20 protein-coding genes and 1 tRNA gene are annotated in these 14714 nt (G+C 64.9%); 1 reads left to right on the forward strand and 20 read right to left on the reverse strand.

The window, feature by feature from the left end; all coding sequences use genetic code 11:
• Positions 1–8: 8 nt before the first annotated feature.
• From DPQ64_RS05595 to DPQ64_RS05650, 15 genes are all read right to left on the reverse strand, one after another.
• Positions 9–794, reverse strand: coding sequence for a hypothetical protein (locus DPQ64_RS05595; RefSeq protein ID WP_115863376.1), 786 nt, complete (start codon positions 792–794; stop codon positions 9–11).
• An 11-nt stretch (positions 795–805) separates the two neighbouring features.
• The gene (locus tag DPQ64_RS05600; RefSeq protein ID WP_115863377.1) at positions 806–1306 is read right to left on the reverse strand and encodes a hypothetical protein; all 501 of its coding nucleotides are present in this window, start codon (positions 1304–1306) and stop codon (positions 806–808) included.
• Position 1307: 1 nt separating this feature from the next.
• Positions 1308–1610: a hypothetical protein gene (locus DPQ64_RS05605; protein WP_115863378.1), complete on the reverse strand. Its 303-nt coding sequence runs from the start codon at positions 1608–1610 to the stop codon at positions 1308–1310.
• Positions 1610–1759 carry a hypothetical protein gene (locus DPQ64_RS18610; protein WP_157971599.1) on the reverse strand — a complete coding sequence of 50 codons (150 nt, stop codon included), beginning with the start codon at positions 1757–1759 and terminating at the stop codon, positions 1610–1612. Before DPQ64_RS18610 ends, DPQ64_RS05605 begins: the two co-directional genes overlap by 1 nt.
• Positions 1760–1851: 92 nt before the next feature.
• A complete protein-coding gene (locus DPQ64_RS05610) occupies positions 1852–2487 on the reverse strand; it encodes a hypothetical protein (RefSeq protein ID WP_115863379.1) in 636 nt (211 codons plus the stop codon).
• 114 nt (positions 2488–2601) lie between these two features.
• Positions 2602–3105, reverse strand: a complete 504-nt coding sequence (locus DPQ64_RS05615; protein WP_157971600.1) for a hypothetical protein — start codon at positions 3103–3105, stop codon at positions 2602–2604.
• 14 nt (positions 3106–3119) lie between these two features.
• Entirely contained in the window at positions 3120–4343 is a 1224-nt protein-coding gene (locus DPQ64_RS05620; RefSeq protein WP_157971601.1) for a prolipoprotein diacylglyceryl transferase, read from the reverse strand.
• 84 nt (positions 4344–4427) lie between these two features.
• Positions 4428–4622: a hypothetical protein gene (locus DPQ64_RS05625; protein WP_115863382.1), complete on the reverse strand. Its 195-nt coding sequence runs from the start codon at positions 4620–4622 to the stop codon at positions 4428–4430.
• A gap of 94 nt (positions 4623–4716) precedes the next feature.
• Positions 4717–4887: a DUF7563 family protein gene (locus tag DPQ64_RS19135; protein ID WP_198662021.1), complete on the reverse strand. Its 171-nt coding sequence runs from the start codon at positions 4885–4887 to the stop codon at positions 4717–4719.
• Between the two features lie 2 nt (positions 4888–4889).
• Positions 4890–5288: a hypothetical protein gene (locus DPQ64_RS05630; RefSeq protein ID WP_157971602.1), complete on the reverse strand. Its 399-nt coding sequence runs from the start codon at positions 5286–5288 to the stop codon at positions 4890–4892.
• A 155-nt stretch (positions 5289–5443) separates the two neighbouring features.
• The gene (locus DPQ64_RS05635; RefSeq protein ID WP_115863384.1) at positions 5444–5851 is read right to left on the reverse strand and encodes a hypothetical protein; all 408 of its coding nucleotides are present in this window, start codon (positions 5849–5851) and stop codon (positions 5444–5446) included.
• Between the two features lie 323 nt (positions 5852–6174).
• A tRNA-Trp gene (locus DPQ64_RS18615) sits at positions 6175–6354 on the reverse strand.
• Positions 6355–6489: 135 nt separating this feature from the next.
• Positions 6490–6717 carry a DUF5795 family protein gene (locus tag DPQ64_RS05640; protein ID WP_115863385.1) on the reverse strand — a complete coding sequence of 76 codons (228 nt, stop codon included), beginning with the start codon at positions 6715–6717 and terminating at the stop codon, positions 6490–6492.
• A gap of 408 nt (positions 6718–7125) precedes the next feature.
• A complete protein-coding gene (locus tag DPQ64_RS05645; protein ID WP_115863386.1) occupies positions 7126–7971 on the reverse strand; it encodes a DUF5794 domain-containing protein in 846 nt (281 codons plus the stop codon).
• A 5-nt stretch (positions 7972–7976) separates the two neighbouring features.
• Positions 7977–8207, reverse strand: a complete 231-nt coding sequence (locus DPQ64_RS05650) for a hypothetical protein (RefSeq protein ID WP_115863387.1) — start codon at positions 8205–8207, stop codon at positions 7977–7979.
• Between the two features lie 339 nt (positions 8208–8546).
• Between DPQ64_RS05650 and guaB the strand changes: the two genes are divergently transcribed.
• Complete coding sequence (gene guaB / locus DPQ64_RS05655; protein ID WP_115863388.1) at positions 8547–10040, forward strand: IMP dehydrogenase; 1494 nt, start codon at positions 8547–8549, stop codon at positions 10038–10040.
• Positions 10041–10213: 173 nt separating this feature from the next.
• Here the strand turns inward: guaB and DPQ64_RS05660 are convergent, their stop codons facing one another.
• The 5 genes from DPQ64_RS05660 to DPQ64_RS05680 are packed head-to-tail and all read right to left on the reverse strand — an operon-like array spanning position 10214 to position 14712.
• A complete protein-coding gene (locus DPQ64_RS05660) occupies positions 10214–11083 on the reverse strand; it encodes a glycerophosphodiester phosphodiesterase (RefSeq protein ID WP_115863389.1) in 870 nt (289 codons plus the stop codon).
• Entirely contained in the window at positions 11080–11907 is an 828-nt protein-coding gene (locus DPQ64_RS05665; RefSeq protein WP_115863390.1) for an HAD-IIA family hydrolase, read from the reverse strand. Before DPQ64_RS05665 ends, DPQ64_RS05660 begins: the two co-directional genes overlap by 4 nt.
• 22 nt (positions 11908–11929) lie before the next feature.
• Positions 11930–12952, reverse strand: coding sequence for an ABC transporter ATP-binding protein (locus DPQ64_RS05670; RefSeq protein WP_115863391.1), 1023 nt, complete (start codon positions 12950–12952; stop codon positions 11930–11932).
• A gap of 3 nt (positions 12953–12955) precedes the next feature.
• Positions 12956–13789, reverse strand: coding sequence for an ABC transporter permease (locus DPQ64_RS05675; RefSeq protein ID WP_115863392.1), 834 nt, complete (start codon positions 13787–13789; stop codon positions 12956–12958).
• A complete protein-coding gene (locus DPQ64_RS05680; protein ID WP_115863393.1) occupies positions 13789–14712 on the reverse strand; it encodes an ABC transporter permease in 924 nt (307 codons plus the stop codon). The genes DPQ64_RS05675 and DPQ64_RS05680 overlap by 1 nt, the downstream gene beginning before the upstream one ends.
• Positions 14713–14714: the final 2 nt, after the last annotated feature.

A 14714-nucleotide genomic window follows, 5' to 3' on the forward strand; every position in this document is an offset into this window, starting at 1 on the left:
GAAAGGGGTTAGTCCGCCATGCTCTGCCGGACCCGTTCGCGGACCTGTGCGGGCGTCTCACCCTCGCGGAGCTCGCGCTTCTGGAACGGAAGCGCGACCCGGAGATTCGTCGGGTCCGGGTCGTCGTCACCGGGGACTGTGAGGACTTCGTGGTCGTCGTAGAACATGATGTCGACGTGCTGCTCCGGACCGATGACGCCGTTGAGACCGGAGTTGCTGTTGTTCCAGTCGATCTCGCGGTTGCCCTCGGGCTCGTCGGGGTTGGTGAACGCCCACCGAATCGCGTCTTCACGGTGGAGCTGATCGCTCGACGAGTCTCGCTCGGCGCTCCGGCGTCGGATACGCGCGAACCCGGCGCGAACGACCGTGTAGAGGTCTACCTCGGTCTGGCTTCCGCCGGTCTCGGTGAGAGTGACCTCCCGAACGAAATCGTCGTCGTCACCGAATCCGTCGTAGTGGACGGTGGTCGAATCGGTGACGAGCGTGTCCTTGTTCCCGTCGCCCGATTCGTCGTAGAACCCGACGAGGTAGGCCTGACGGTTGTACTCGCCGGTGGTCGGGTCCGGGAGATAGGGCACGCGCGGCGCTTCCGGATCGAGCGACTTGGTCTCGGTACTGTCGGCCGCGACGGTGACCGTCTGCTTGACGGTGAGCGCGAGGATGAGGGGCTTCCGGAGGTCGCACATCAACACCCGGTCGTCGTCGACCGTGTGGGTGGCGACCGCGGTCTCCTCGCCCGCTCGGTTCGCGGTCCAGTCGAAATCGGATTCGGTGAGAGTTTCAGGGTAGGCCATGCTCTCTCACCTCAGTTCCGGTAGACGGTCATGTCGTAGTTGAAGTACGTCGCGTCGGCGTCGATCTCGTCGTCACAGTTGGTGACGAGCCCGATCTGGTCGTCGGGGTCGAAGGTGAGAGTGTCGACGCCTTCGTCGATGGCGCGGTCGTCGAACTCGATGAGGCGGCGGTCTGACGCCCGGCCGTCCTGCTGCTTGGCGATGGACAGCTGGTTGAAGGCGTCGATGGTCCAGATGGCGAACACCTGCCACTGGTTCATCGGAGCGTCCTTCTCGCGGTAGGCCAGCCCGAACTGCGACCCGAGCGCGGGGTCGTCGTTTGCACCGGCCGGACCGCTGTTGTCGGCGGTCGTTTCAGCCTCCATGACCGCCGAGTCTCCCTCTTCGATCATCCACTGCTGAGCTTCTGGAACAGTCCAGATTTGGACCGGCGAGGGTGTGTCGAGCGTGCGGTCGTTCTGTGCCGCCTCCACGTGCTTGGACGACGACGAGAGTTCATCCTGCTGGGGCATCTTACTGTCCCCCCTCCACGACGACGATGATACCCAGCATCAGCGATGCCACGCCGCCAGCCAGCGAGAGTTGGCCGTAGGTCCCGTTCAGCGGGCCGATGACGGCCGCGCCACCGAGCATGAGCGCGGCGAGCGCGAACAGCGCACCGCCCCAGATGCGAGCCGCGTCGCGGTCACCCTCGAAGACCGCGTTGGCGAACGAGGCCGCGAGGTTACCCCCATCGGCGAGCTGGAACGTGGTCGGAAGGCCGGCCGCGACGAACGACGAGACCAGCGCGGTGGTCTCTTTGCTGGTGAGCGTCATCAGAGAATCACCACGTAGCCGACGGCACCGGCGGCCACGAGGGCCAGCACGAGCGCGATGCCGATCTTGTCTGTCATGAGTCCTTTCAGTCGGGCGAGCAGGTCAGACGAGGTCGACCCGCTCGAATCGTTGGGGTTTTGCGACGCCATGCGTTCGATAATCTGGCGCATTGAGCCTTGAAAGTCGAATTTGTCGGATAAGCGCCGGACTGAGGAATGCCGAGAGGCGGCCGGTGGGCGGATTACGAGAGGTGGTCGGGAACCGGAACCGGACCGCGAACTTCGGAATCGCCGCCGAGTTTGTTCTCGTACGTGAGGAACTGGTAGGAGGTCGGGTTTATCTCGCCGCCTTTCCGGACTTTTCGCTTTCCGGGGATGTTCGCCTCTCGCATCTTCTTGTCCCACGAATCGCCATACGAGAAGATGATGTAGTTGTCTATCTGAGACCAGACCTTGTTCGGGATGTCCTTCGCCATGTGGACGGCGAAGACGAACCCGATGTTCTGGTGGCTGACGGTGTAGCTCGCCAGTTTCTTGATGGGGTCGGGGCAGGAGTTCGCAGACGTGTAGTTGTGCATCTCGTCGAGGAACAGGTACCCGTTCTGGAGTTGGCCGACCGCACGGACGTACTCGGCCATGCGCTCTTCGGTGATGGCCCCGCGGTTGTCCCTGACGACCTGCCGGGTGTTACCGTTCATCCACTGTCGCCAGACGTCGCTGTAGTCTTCGACGGCGGTCGAGCCGGGCGGACCGTGTTCGTAGTTCGGATCGATTGCGACAAACCGGTCCATCTGGGTAAGCAGGTACTCGGTGAGGACCGACTTGCCGCTGTTCTTCTGCCCGATGATGGCGGTCACCTCGCCGTAGTCGATGTTCACGGGCCAACCACCTCCCCGGTCGCGGTGTCCTCGTCGAGCGTTCCACACCGAGCGCACCGCTCCTGCCCGGCGTGGTCGTCCCACCGCATCTGGTGGGTGCCGGGTTCGCACATCCTATGCGCCTCCTGTACCGGGGAGATCGTCCGAGTCGAGAATAGCGGAGTTCCGGACGTGTTCACCGACGACCTGAATGGGTTCGTCAGATTCGGCCCAGTTGGCTTCCGGATCGATACCTGCATCCTCGTAGTAGCCTTCGGCTCGGTAGAGGTCGTAGAGGTACTTGGCGGCTGCAGCGGTCTCGGCCGACGCTCCGACGAGACCTTGCACCGCAAGAGGCTGGAGGGTCTCGTACCCTCCAAACATAGCGAGTAGCTGCTCTCCCTCCACGTCCTGTCCGAGTAGAAGCGGAGCGAACGTTTCCGCGAGGTCCGCTATCCACGCGTCGGGGTCGAGGTCGGTTTCCGTCGCTCCATCGGTGAAGAGGGTGTCTAACTCTTCCTCGATGTGATAGAGGGTTTCGGGGGAAACGTCCTGTTCGTCGGCGAGTACGGCGAGTCGGTCGGCTCGTTCCTCGTCTGTTTCGTTGGCGCTGTTCTGCAGGGTCTCGATGAGTTCCATGAGCTGCATCATTGTTAGGCTCCGGCCGATTGCTGGCCGATTGGCTGGTCGAAGTCGAACTGATCTTCGGACTGTTCTGTCTGCTGAGTCTGAGTAGTCTCGCTCACGGGGGCCGAGTCCGTGGCGTCGTGGGCGGGGTCGGGCTGGCGCTCCTCGGCCTGTCGCTCGTCGTCACTCGGTGGGGTGGGTTCGTCTGGACTCTCCTGTTTTCGGTACTGGCGGTACCCGAGTGCTCGGGTTCCGAGAGTCGAACTGAGGGACATGGCGAACATCACGCCCGGTCCGAGATCGATGTCCTGCTCGTCGGCCCACGCCCGCAACAGACGGGCGTTCGCCTCTTTCTCCTCGGGTGAAAGTCGCCATCCGTCCCATCCCGTGAGATTGGCGGCTTGGTCGAACGGAACACCGAAAAGCGTCTCTAACAGCTTCTCGTCGACGACCATACCGTTCTGCATCTGTGCGGGCTTCGGGGACAGGTCGGTCGTCTGGTCGGAAGCGGTCTTTTCGGGTTGATTCGGCTGTTGCTCGGGTGTCTCGTCCCTGGTCCCCTCGTCGCTCTCGTTGTTTAGCGCATCCAATACTCTCTGCCGACGTTCACGTTCCTCCGGTTCGTCCGCCTCGTCGACGATCTCCTCCGGACGGGACTGCGATTCCGTCTCGGCGCCGTCTTCGTCGTCACTCCCTCGGTTCCTGAGCTTGCTGAGGACACCTCCAGATTCGTCGGCGTCGTCGTCTTCTTGCTCCGGAGCTGGGCGTTTCGGTTCGGGTGAGCCGGACTCCTCCGGCTCGAAGTCGTCGGGGGTAACGTCTTCGGGAAGATCGGCGTCCTCCGGTGGGGACATTTCGGGGCGATTCCGAGAGTCGAATCCGTCGGGAGATAGCTTCTCGGACCCCTCTTCCTGAACTACGACCGCATCCTCTTCGGGGCCTGAACCGTCGTCTTCGTCGCGCTCTGGACTTCTCTCGGGGTCTTCCGGTTCGTTGTTGAATTCAAACTCGCTATCACCCTGATTCGGTGGACTGTCGGGTGTTTCGCTCCTATTCTCGGGTTCGTCGTCGGGGGCTGCAGCTACACCCGAATCAGGTTCGTCGTCGTCACTGCCACCCGTCTGGCGGCGAACCCACTGAGTCGCTTCGTCCTTGTCCCACCCGTGCTTGTTGTGAAGGTGAGACCACATCCCCCGAGACCCGATTCGTCCGCATTCTTCGGGTGTCTCGGGGCACCGTAGTTGGGTCATGATGCACCCGAGTTTACCCGACAGACGTGCTAAAAAGTCGAATTCGTCGGGGTAGCGTCCGACTGTGGGCGGACAGCAGGAGGGTTACGCGTCAGCGGGGACGGCGTCGGCGGTTGCGGTCACGGTAGCTTCTGGGGGTAGGCGGCCTTCTTCGCGGGCCAGTTTCTCACGCATGGCCGCTCGGGCGAACTCGCTTCGGTTGCAGTAACCGAGGGGGCCGTACGCGTTCTCGACTCTGGATTTCAGGACGGATGGAACCGATACGTCGATAGATTCCATACTGTCGACGACAATCTACGGATAGTTAAATCCTCGCAACTAAAACCAGTAATAATTTACTTAGCAACCTAAAGAAGGCTTCTATCGGTAGATTCTACCTGACGTTGGCCGACCGTGGCTCGTAGTCGGGGTTCGCTCCGGCTCCTCGCTTCACCGCCGTCATGCCCTTGCACTCGGGACAGGCGTGGACGGTCCCCGCGTTGTCTCCGAACGTTTGAGCGAACTGCTCGGTTACGAACACACCGCAGTTCTCACAGTTCGCCATCGTCAACGCACCTCGATCCAAGGGTCTTGGATGGGGTCACCCTGCCGCGACAGGTAGCCGCGTTCTCGGAGCGGCTTGAGAACGCGGCGTGAGACGTTACCCTTCGGGATGTTCGTCTGCGATGCGATGATGCTCTTCGCTTCCCGCATAGGGAGTGAACTGCCGGCCGTTGCCTTACGGAGTGCCTCGTAGCCCTTCGCCAGCGCCTCGTCGTCGGTCGGGGGTTGTCGACCACCGTCGGTCTGGGGCTTGTTCACGGTTCGCCGCATGTGCTGGCGGATGTCCTTGCTTCGGTCGGTGTCGTGGTCGTCGAGTACGTCGTCGTAGTCCTCGACGAGACTCTTCGGGGCGCGGATCGTGATTCGCTTCGTGTTGCTCTCGTCGCTCTCCATTTGAGGCATCTACCAGTCACCTCCTGTATGACGTGAACCGGTTTCGCATGACGCGGTGAAATCGAGGGATAGCGAGGTGAACCGATGGGGGAGAGACAGTATGTAGGACGCCCCTGTGTGGGTTGCGAAAAGGGGCTTCGCGCGCGTCCCCGCGTGCGTTGCCGTCACCGTGAATCACCTGCCTCTCGGTCGGGAATCGACAGCCACCACGGTGGAGAGAGATGCGTCTCGCCGGTATCGAGGTCGGTAACCGCGAGGTCGGAGCGCACCCAGCGCCACCAGAGATAGGCGACATGAGCGCAGAAGCCGCGATGCGTGTATCCCTTGCAGGGACATTCGGCCCGGAGCGATCCGTCGAGAAGTGCGAACAGCACGCGGTGATGCGCGAGGTCGTCCGAGTTGGTGTACCCCATGAGTACGTCGTACTCGGACGGATTGGCAGGGCCACACTCGGCGGGTGCGGCCTGAGCGCGTTTCCAGCTCGTGCTGAGAGTCCAGTCGTCGGGGAACCGGAGTTTTGGTGGTTCACCGATGCGGTTCAGTGCTGAGTTGCGAGCCCGGTCGACACTCATGGGCTACCAGTCACCTCCTCGGCCGAGTGTGGGCCGTTCTCGCAGACGCGTCGGGTGATTCCGCCACGGCTCCGATCGACGTATATCCGCCCACCGCAGGTGGGGCAGAATCGTCTCACGGCTGGCACCTCCCGTCGTCGAGCGCAGGACAGTCTTTGGCGGGCCTATCGATGTACTCCCCGCAGAAGTTGCACACCGAGAGATCGGCGTCTGCGGCGGGTTCGATACTCACGCGGACCACCCCGATGGGAGGACGGCGATGTTTCTCTCGGTGAGTGACGACGTAAAACCGGCAAGGAATGCCGGTTTACTTTTATATAGTATGGGGTCGGAGGGATTTGAACCCCCGATCGACTGATATCTCCGGTGTGTGCGCCTCGGAACTCCAGAGGGTCGTCGTCGCGAGCCGATGATCAGTCGGCCGCTCGGTATATCAGCTGGAGTCTCGTCCCGGGCGCGTGGCCTCTGGAGTCAGTCGCCATCCCTGGCTTGGCCACGACCCCGCAGGAAATTGTTGGTCCATGCTCCGTAAAGGGATTTCGATTTTGCGGGGTCCCCGGCATTGTCGAAAGAAGTGGTGTCGGTGGGATTTGAACACCTCACCAGCTGATATCTCGGTCAGTATTCGGCTCTCGAACTCACTCGCGGTCCGTCTCGGCCCAGTCGCAGTCCTGGCACTTCCAGCCCGTGACGAACTCGGTCACGCTCGGCATGTAGCCCACTTCGAGCACGTCCCCGCCGCAGTCGGGGCACTCGCGGTCGGCGTCAGCGATGGACTCGGCGTCCATCACGTCCTCGCCCTCGATCAACTCGGCGAGGCTCTCGGGCGTCACCATGCGACCCTGCACGACGCGATTGTCGGCCATGCCGGGACGAAGGCGGTCCGGTCGGGTAAGCTTTCCCGTCCGATACGAGGTCTACAGAGACGATGATTTTTGAGTCTTAGAACCAGTGCGAGTCATGGAGTGCGAATCTGCGAATCCATCGGGTGACGTATCCTCGAAAGTCGTCAGGACACTCGACTGCAGAATAACCGCAACTTTGTCTTCGAAAGCCCTCGGCGCGTTCGCGGTCGCTCTGCGGGATATCTGGCCTCTCCGCAACGCCCGGCCAGATAGTTGCCCGCAGAGACGACCACGGGCCTGCGGCCCGCGACCGCGCCTCGCCCTTTCAGTCCGCCAGGGAGGTGGCTGGTCGATCAGCCGAAACAGGGATGGTTAGTCGACCAGCCGAAATGGGGAGAAGGTCGATATTCCGTGAGAAACGTCAGGAAGTCAGAGCCACGGTTCGCGCTCGTCCTCGGACGCCGGGAAGTCGATGACCGACTCCTCGTCGTCGTCGCCGGAGCCGTCCGTGGCGACTGCATCGTTCGGGGCCTCACCCGCCGCGTCCTCGACGGGACCGGGGTCGTACGCGAGCAGGCTGGTGACCACGAGGACCGCCAGCGGGGCGTTCTCGGGCGCGAGTCCGAGGATGCTCAGCGGGAGAACGCCCAGCGCGACCGCGCTGCCGAATCGGAAGCGGTCGATGTCGACGACCTCACGGAGGTACGGCGCGGTCAGCGCGACCCCGAGCGCGAACGCGACGCCGGAGCCGGCCGCCGCGACCGCTCTGAGGATCAGGCCGTAGTCGGGGACCATCACCACCTCGAACCCGGAGGGGTCGAGGCTGGCGACGAGGCCGAGGCCGACGACGACTGAGGGACCCGGCAGGTACTCGCCGATGCGAGCGCTGGCGGTCTTGGCCGCGATGGCGGCCATCACGAGCGCGGCGAAGCGCTCGAAGATGATCAGGTCGAGGCCGCTCTCGATGGTCGGCGCGAACGCAGCTTCGACCGCGGCGACCGAAATGAGGACGACGCCGACCGCGAGCACCGTCTTGGCCTGTTCGCGGGGCGTGCCGTCCATCTCCGCGAGGATGACCGCGACCGTGGCGCTCCCGCCGAAGACAAGCAGGCCGACCTGCAGGATGCCGACGGGGTCCTTGAGTTCGCCCGCGAGCACGAGTGCGGGGAAGATGCCGTCGATCAGCGGCAGGCACATGACCGTCGCGAGGAGCTTGGTCGCGCCGCCCACCTGTCGCTCCAGGCGGAGCGCGACCGGATGCTGTGAACTGCTCATCCCGACTAGCTGGCCCGGCCGTGACCATCGGCCGAACGGTGATGATGCTCGTGGTACCTACGGTGGCGCGTCGGGTCGCTCGCGTCCCGCTGGAGCCAGCAACGCCGCCGCCGTCCCACGAAGCAGTTGTCTACCAGTGTAAGAAAGCCCATCCCGAAGAAGGATTTAAACGCGCTGCCGGAGTCGGCGTTCGGCTGGCCGGCAATGCCGTGGGCGATGGGACTGGTAGAGTCCATACACGTTCCAAAACGGGTTTCGAGCATAAACGTTGCGTGTGAGAGAACCCCAATCAACAGAAATGACGCGGTTCGGCATAAATAAGAGCCGAGAGATCCTAATTTTACGCACCAAAAAATCACGAGTTCCTGAAGTCGGCTTTCTGATGCGTTCTGATCTACCCCGATCACGACGGAGCGGACTCCAAACCGCGCGACAACTCGGGACGAGAGACGAGAGATGAGAGACGAGAGACGAGACACGAACAGAATGCACGACTGTGTACATCACGCACGGAGAGAAGGGCTGGCGTTCCACTATCTCGCAACGTTTTTGACCCGGGGCTACCTTCGGCTTACATGGAGAGTAATTCTGGCCGAACGGGACAGTTCACCGACAAGCTCCGCGTCCCCGAGGCACTGACGTTCGACGACGTACTGCTCCGACCCAAGGAGAGCCGCGTCGAACCCGACGAAGCCGACGTCTCGACCCGGGTGTCGACCAACGTCGAGATCAACGTGCCCGTCCTCTCGGCCGCGATGGACACCGTGACCGAGAGCGACCTCGCAATCGCGATGGCGCGACAGGGCGGCCTCGGCGTGCTCCACCGGAGCATGGACGCCGAAGAGGCCGTCGCCGAGATCGAGCGCGTCAAGCGCGCGGACGAACTCGTCATCCGCGACGTGGTGACCGCCGACCCCGACCAGACCGTCCGGGAGGTCGACGCCATGATGGATCGGAAGGGCGTCTCTGGCGCGCCGGTCACCGACGAGGACGGGACCGTTCTGGGCATCATCTCGGGCACCGACATCCGACCGTATCTGGAGGTCGGCGACCGCGACGAGGTCCGCGAAGCCATGACCGACGAGGTCGTCACGGCCGGCGAGGACGTGACCGCTCGCGAGGCGCTCGAACTCATGTACGAGCACAAGATCGAGCGCGTCCCCATCGTGGACGACGAGGACCACCTGACGGGCCTCGTGACGATGCAGGGCATCCTCCAGCGCCGCGAGTACGGCGACGCCGCCCGCGACGACGACGGCCACCTGCTCGTGGGCGCGGCCGTCGGCCCCTTCGAGACCGACCGCGCCGTCGCCGCCGACGAGGCCGGCGCGGACGTGCTCTTCATCGATTGTGCGCACGCTCACAACCTGAACGTCGTCGACGGCGCGCGCGAGATCGGCGAGTCGGTCGCCGCGGACGTGGTGGTCGGCAACGTCGGCACGCGCGAGGCCGCCGAGGACGTGGTCGACTTCGCCGACGGCATCAAGGTCGGCATCGGCCCGGGCTCGATCTGCACGACGCGGGTCGTCTCGGGCGCGGGGATGCCCCAGATCACCGCCGTCGCGGAGGTCGCAGACGTGGCGAGCCAGCACGACGTGCCGGTCATCGCAGACGGCGGCATCCGGTACTCCGGCGACGCCATCAAGGCCATCGCGGCGGGCGCGGACGCGGTGATGCTCGGCTCCTATTTCGCTGGGACCGACGAAGCGCCCGGCCGGGTCATCACCATCGACGGCAAGAAGTACAAGCAGTACCGTGGGATGGGATCGGTCGGCGCGATGCAATCGGGAGACGGCGACCGCTACCTCAAGGACGACCCCGAGGACGACGAAGAGTACGTGCCCGAGGGCGTCGAGGCCGCCGAGCCGTACAAGGGGAGCCTCGAATCGGAGCTTCACCAGCTCGTCGGCGGGATGCAGTCGGGCATGGGCTACGTCGGCGCGGAGACCATCCCGAGCTTCAAGGAACGCAGCGAGTTCGTCCGCGTCTCGTCAGCGGGCCAGACCGAGGGCCACCCACACGACGTGATGATCACCGACGAAGCGCCGAACTACAGCCCGCAGCAGTAACCGAAACGAACGGTTCGGCCGGTCGTTCGGTCGGAAGCGCCCGAGTTTTCTTTTCACGATTGCTGATTGGCTTCGTGCGTGCTGGTCGTCTTTTTCTTCCCGCGTACGCCTGACGCTAATCGAGCACAGGCTCCGGCCAGGATCTTCTCAAAAAACGAGTTCCGACAGTCCAACTACGCCTCGTTCCCGAAGTCCAACAGCCCCGGATAGTCCGCGATGAGGCCGTCGACGCCCGCGCGGCGGAGTTGGTCGGCGCGATACCACGTGTCGACCGTCCAGACGTTGACCGCCCGTCCGGCGTCGTGTGCTTCGGCTACGACATCGACCTCCGGCGGGTCGTCGAGGTGCTCGGCGCGGCCGGCGAACGGGGTGCCCCGGACGAGGTCCCACGGCGGATGGACCGCCTCGGCGTCGTAGCGGTCCGCCACCGCGAGCGCGTCCGCGAGCGAGGTTCCGGCGAGCACGCCGACCGGGATGGAAGGTGCTGCGTCGCGGACCGCCGCGAGCGCGGCCTCGCAGAACGACGAGAACAGCACGTCGTTGTCGTAGCGCTCGACCACCGCGAGCACGTCCGCGACGAACGGGTTCCAGAGCTCTCGCTGGTCGGCGAGCGCGTCGGCGTCCAGCGCCTCGCCGAACCGCACCGCGTCGCTTCCCGGGTTCTTCAGCTCGACGTTCACGCCCACCTCGTCCGGCAGGACCTCGAACACGTCGGCGAGTCGCGGGACCGTCTCGCCGCTGTCGAGAACTTCGGCGTCGAGCACAACGGCGTCGGACGTTTCCCAGACCGTGCCTTGGGCGTCCGTGATCCCGCGGCTTCCCCCAGCGTCGTGGAGGTGGTCGTCGTGGAAACAGACCACGGTGCCGTCGCCGGTCGGCATCACGTCGACCTCGATCATCGCCGCGCGGCCGGGGCCGGTCGCCGCCCGCTCCGCCGCGGCGACGGTGTTCTCCGGGGCCGTGCCCGCGAATCCGCGGTGGGCGATGAGTCTCGGGCGCGCGTCCTCGTCGGCGGTTGGCGCAGCTGGAACCGAATCGGTCACGGCAACACCTCTTCGATCTCGGCCAGCGACTCGATCACGTGGTCTGGCTCGACCGAGGCGTCGTCGAGGTCGCCGCGGTCGGTCACGCCCGAGAGCACGAGCACGGTCGTCATGCCCGCTCGGTCGCCCATGGCGATGTCGGTCTCCAGCCGGTCGCCCACCATCACGCAGTTAGCGGGGTCGGCACGGTCGTGGCCAGTGGCGTCGGAGACGCGACCCATCGCGGCCTCGATGGTGGTCGCGCTCGGCTTGCCAAGCACCCGGTCGAGCTCCCTGCCGGTGACGCCCTCGATAGCGCCGATCATCCCCGCGGCGTCGGGGATCTCGCCGTCGGCCACCGGGCAGGTCCGATCCGGGTTGGTGGCGACGAACGGCGTGTCGTCGTCGAGCGCGGCCAGCGCGTCCGAGAGGGTGGCGTAGTCGAACTCCCGGTCCATCGACGCGACGACCACGCCGGCTTCTTCCGGGTCGCTCGTCACGGCGAGGTCCTCCGCGCGGAGTTCCTCGCGGAGCGGCTCCTCTCCGACGACGAACACCGCTCGGTCCGGATGCTCGCGCGCGAGGAAGTCCGCTGTGATGGTCGCTGACGTGAGCAGGTCCTCCAGCGTACAGGGGACGCCGAGGTCGACCAGCTTCTCGCGGTAGCGCGCCCGCCGGTCGATGGCCTTGTTGGTGACGAACAGTACGGACGCGCCGCGGTCGCGGAGCGCGGCTACGCCGTCGTCAGCCCCGTCGATCAGCGCGTCGCCGCGGTAGAACGTCCCGTCGAGGTCGACGACGGCTCCCTCGACGCTGGTCTGAATCGTTTCTCGGCCCGAACTCATTGCCGTACCCCCGAGTCCGCGTTCATTGCCGTATCACGTGGAGGTGGGTGGCGTCGATGTCGAGTGCGAGCGCGTCGCCGACCGAGACGCTGTCGCGGTGGCGGTCGAGTTCGAGCGTCAGCTCGGTCCCGTCGTCGAGCGTCGCGAGCGCCTGGACCTTCTCGCCGAGGTAGAACAGGTTCTGCACCTCGGCGGTTATCGGCCCCTCGCCGACCGTAAAGTCGTCCGGCCGGACCGCGATGGTCGCGTCGTCACGCTCGGGAAGCCCCTCGGCGTCGAGTTCCGTGAACCCGAAGTCCACGCGACCGTCGCGAATCGTGCCTTGGAGCAGGTTCGAGGTGCCCACGAAGTTGGCGACGAACTCGTTTTCGGGCGACTCGTACACCTCGCTGGGGGTGCCGACCTGCTCGACGACGCCCTCGTTCATCACCGCGATGCGGTCGCACATCGACATCGCCTGCTCCTGGTCGTGGGTGACGTACAGCGTGGTCACGCCCAGCTCGTCGAGCAGGTCGCCGAGTTCCTGTCGCAGAGTCTGCTTGAGCTTGGCGTCGAGACCGGTCATGGGCTCGTCGAGCAGCAGGATGCGCGGCTCGATGGCCAGCGCTCGCGCGAGTCCGACACGGCGCTGCTGGCCGCCCGAGAGCGTCTGGGGGTCGCGGTCGGCCAGTTCGCCGATGTCGAGCAGGTCGAGCAGTTCCTGGGCGCGCTCGCGGCGCTCCGCTTTGCCCACGCCCTGCATCTTCGGGCCGAACGTGACGTTGCCCAGCACCGTCATGTTGTTGAACAGCGCGTACGACTGGAACACGAGGCCGACGTTCCGGTTCTCCGGCGGGACGTGGGTCACGTCCTCGCCGTCGTACAGGATCGAACCGTCGGTCGCGGTCTCGAACCCCGCGACGAGTCGCAGGCTGGTCGTCTTGCCACAGCCCGAGGGCCCAACGATACCAAGTACTTCGCCGTCCCCGATCTCGAGAGAGACGTCGTCGACGGCGAGCGTCGAGTCGAACCGTTTCGTAACGTTCTGAAGTTTCACATCCGACATAGCTTACAGCCTCCTGACCGCACCGCGGTTGCCGACGATCTGGAGCGAGATGGTCACGAGCGCGATGAGTAGGAAGAACACCGACACGGCCGCTGCGGCGTTCAGGAACGACGCGTTCGTGATGTTGTTGAACAAAAAGATCGACAGCGGCGGCGTCCCCCGCGAGTAGACGATGTACGAGAAGTTGAACTCCGCCGCGGCCAGCGTCCACGAGATGATCGAGCCCGCGATGATCCCGGCCTTCGCGTTCGGCACGATGACCGTGAGGAACGTGCGTGGCCACGACGCGCCGAGCGACCGCGCGCTCTCCTCGATCTGCTGGAGGTCCATCGACTGGAAGCTCGACTGGACCGCCATCACCATGTACGGCGCTTTCAGCAGCGAGTAGCCGATGACCAGCGCGATGCCAGAGGTCGAGAGGTCCGGGTACGTCCGGAGGAACGCGATGCCGAGGATGATGCCGGGCGCGAGCGGCAGGATGGCGAACACGTTGACCCAGTCGCGACCCCAGAACTCGTAGCGCGCCACGGCGTACGCGATGGGCACGCCGACGATCAGGTTGATGAGCACGCCCGCGAGCGCGAGGCCCGCGCTGTACGCCAGCGACGAGCCCACCGACGCGTCCGCGCCGACGCCGGTGCCGACGATCACGTCGTTCCAGTTCTCCAGGGTCACGAAGCCGCTCGGGAGCGCGCCGACCCACTCGCCCGCGAACGAACTCACGAACGTCAGGACGACCGGGAGCGCGAGGAAGACGAGCGTGGCTGCCAGCACGAGCGTCACGAACTGGCGGCCGTAGCGCGCCGAGAGGCTGCCGGACTCGAAGCGCGAGCCCATCAGATGCTCACCTCCGCGCTGGTGTACTTGAGCGCGAGCAGCGTGAAGGCGAACACGAACACGAACCACACCGTTGCCATCGCCGACGCCTGCGCGATGTTGAACCCTTGGGCGATCTCGCGGTCGATCTGGAGGGTCCATACGAGCAGGCTCTTCAGGATGAGGATGGTGCCGAAGATGGCGAGCGCGGTCCGGAACACGAGCACGAACGCGCCGATGAGCCCGGGCTTGATCTGGGGCAGCGTCACGTACCAGAACGTCTTCAGCGGCGATGCGCCGAGGCTACGCGCGGCCTCCTCGGCGTCCGTGTTGACCTCGGCGTACGTCCCCCGAAGCAGGAGTAGCGCCCGCGGAATCATCGAGTAGAGGTACGCGAAGAACAGCCCGAGGACGCTGGTCGCTATCGCGAGGTCGATGGGCGATTGCCCGGACAGCGCCGCGATGAAGTTGGTGATGATGCCGGTGTTACCGAACAGCACGATGATCATGAACGCTGCCACGATGCCCGGCAGGCTGTTCGGGAACGACAGCACGGTGAGCATCACCGACTTCCCGGGCAGGTCGTACTTCTCCAGCGAGTGGGCGACCGGCACGGCGACCGCGATAGACGCCACGGTCGTCGCGGCCGCGAACCAGAGCGTGTTGACGGCGATGGTCCGGTAGTACGGATCGACCACGAGCTGTCGGTAGTACTCCAGCGTGAACCCCTCGGTGGTCAGCCGCGCCTCCGAGAAGCTGATGCGGAACATCTCTGTCAGCGGGAAGACGCCCGAGAACGCCAACAGCGCGAGAAAAGGCAGACAGAGGACGACGATTCGACGCCGCTCGCGCTGTCGCTCCGACACCGGGAAGACCAGCGACGACAGCGTCCCACCGATTCGCGCGAGGACTCCCCGCCCCGCGACGTCTGCGTCTGCGCCCATCG

This window comes from Halorussus litoreus, from assembly GCF_003382685.1.
GTDB lineage: Archaea > Halobacteriota > Halobacteria > Halobacteriales > Haladaptataceae > Halorussus > Halorussus litoreus.

Coding starts and splice junctions, on each gene's coding strand:
- DPQ64_RS05595 (WP_115863376.1), bottom strand. CDS start 794: ATGGCCTACCCTGAAACTCTCACCGAATCCGATTTCGACTGGACCGCG.
- DPQ64_RS05600 (WP_115863377.1), bottom strand. CDS start 1,306: ATGCCCCAGCAGGATGAACTCTCGTCGTCGTCCAAGCACGTGGAGGCG.
- DPQ64_RS05605 (WP_115863378.1), bottom strand. CDS start 1,610: ATGACGCTCACCAGCAAAGAGACCACCGCGCTGGTCTCGTCGTTCGTC.
- DPQ64_RS18610 (WP_157971599.1), bottom strand. CDS start 1,759: ATGGCGTCGCAAAACCCCAACGATTCGAGCGGGTCGACCTCGTCTGAC.
- DPQ64_RS05615 (WP_157971600.1), bottom strand. CDS start 3,105: ATGGAACTCATCGAGACCCTGCAGAACAGCGCCAACGAAACAGACGAG.
- DPQ64_RS05620 (WP_157971601.1), bottom strand. CDS start 4,343: ATGACCCAACTACGGTGCCCCGAGACACCCGAAGAATGCGGACGAATC.
- DPQ64_RS05625 (WP_115863382.1), bottom strand. CDS start 4,622: ATGGAATCTATCGACGTATCGGTTCCATCCGTCCTGAAATCCAGAGTC.
- DPQ64_RS19135 (WP_198662021.1), bottom strand. CDS start 4,887: ATGGCGAACTGTGAGAACTGCGGTGTGTTCGTAACCGAGCAGTTCGCT.
- DPQ64_RS05630 (WP_157971602.1), bottom strand. CDS start 5,288: ATGCCTCAAATGGAGAGCGACGAGAGCAACACGAAGCGAATCACGATC.
- DPQ64_RS05635 (WP_115863384.1), bottom strand. CDS start 5,851: ATGAGTGTCGACCGGGCTCGCAACTCAGCACTGAACCGCATCGGTGAA.
- DPQ64_RS05640 (WP_115863385.1), bottom strand. CDS start 6,717: ATGGCCGACAATCGCGTCGTGCAGGGTCGCATGGTGACGCCCGAGAGC.
- DPQ64_RS05645 (WP_115863386.1), bottom strand. CDS start 7,971: ATGAGCAGTTCACAGCATCCGGTCGCGCTCCGCCTGGAGCGACAGGTG.
- DPQ64_RS05650 (WP_115863387.1), bottom strand. CDS start 8,207: ATGGACTCTACCAGTCCCATCGCCCACGGCATTGCCGGCCAGCCGAAC.
- guaB (WP_115863388.1), top strand. CDS start 8,547: ATGGAGAGTAATTCTGGCCGAACGGGACAGTTCACCGACAAGCTCCGC.
- DPQ64_RS05665 (WP_115863390.1), bottom strand. CDS start 11,907: ATGAGTTCGGGCCGAGAAACGATTCAGACCAGCGTCGAGGGAGCCGTC.
- DPQ64_RS05670 (WP_115863391.1), bottom strand. CDS start 12,952: ATGTCGGATGTGAAACTTCAGAACGTTACGAAACGGTTCGACTCGACG.
- DPQ64_RS05675 (WP_115863392.1), bottom strand. CDS start 13,789: ATGGGCTCGCGCTTCGAGTCCGGCAGCCTCTCGGCGCGCTACGGCCGC.
- DPQ64_RS05680 (WP_115863393.1), bottom strand. CDS start 14,712: ATGGGCGCAGACGCAGACGTCGCGGGGCGGGGAGTCCTCGCGCGAATC.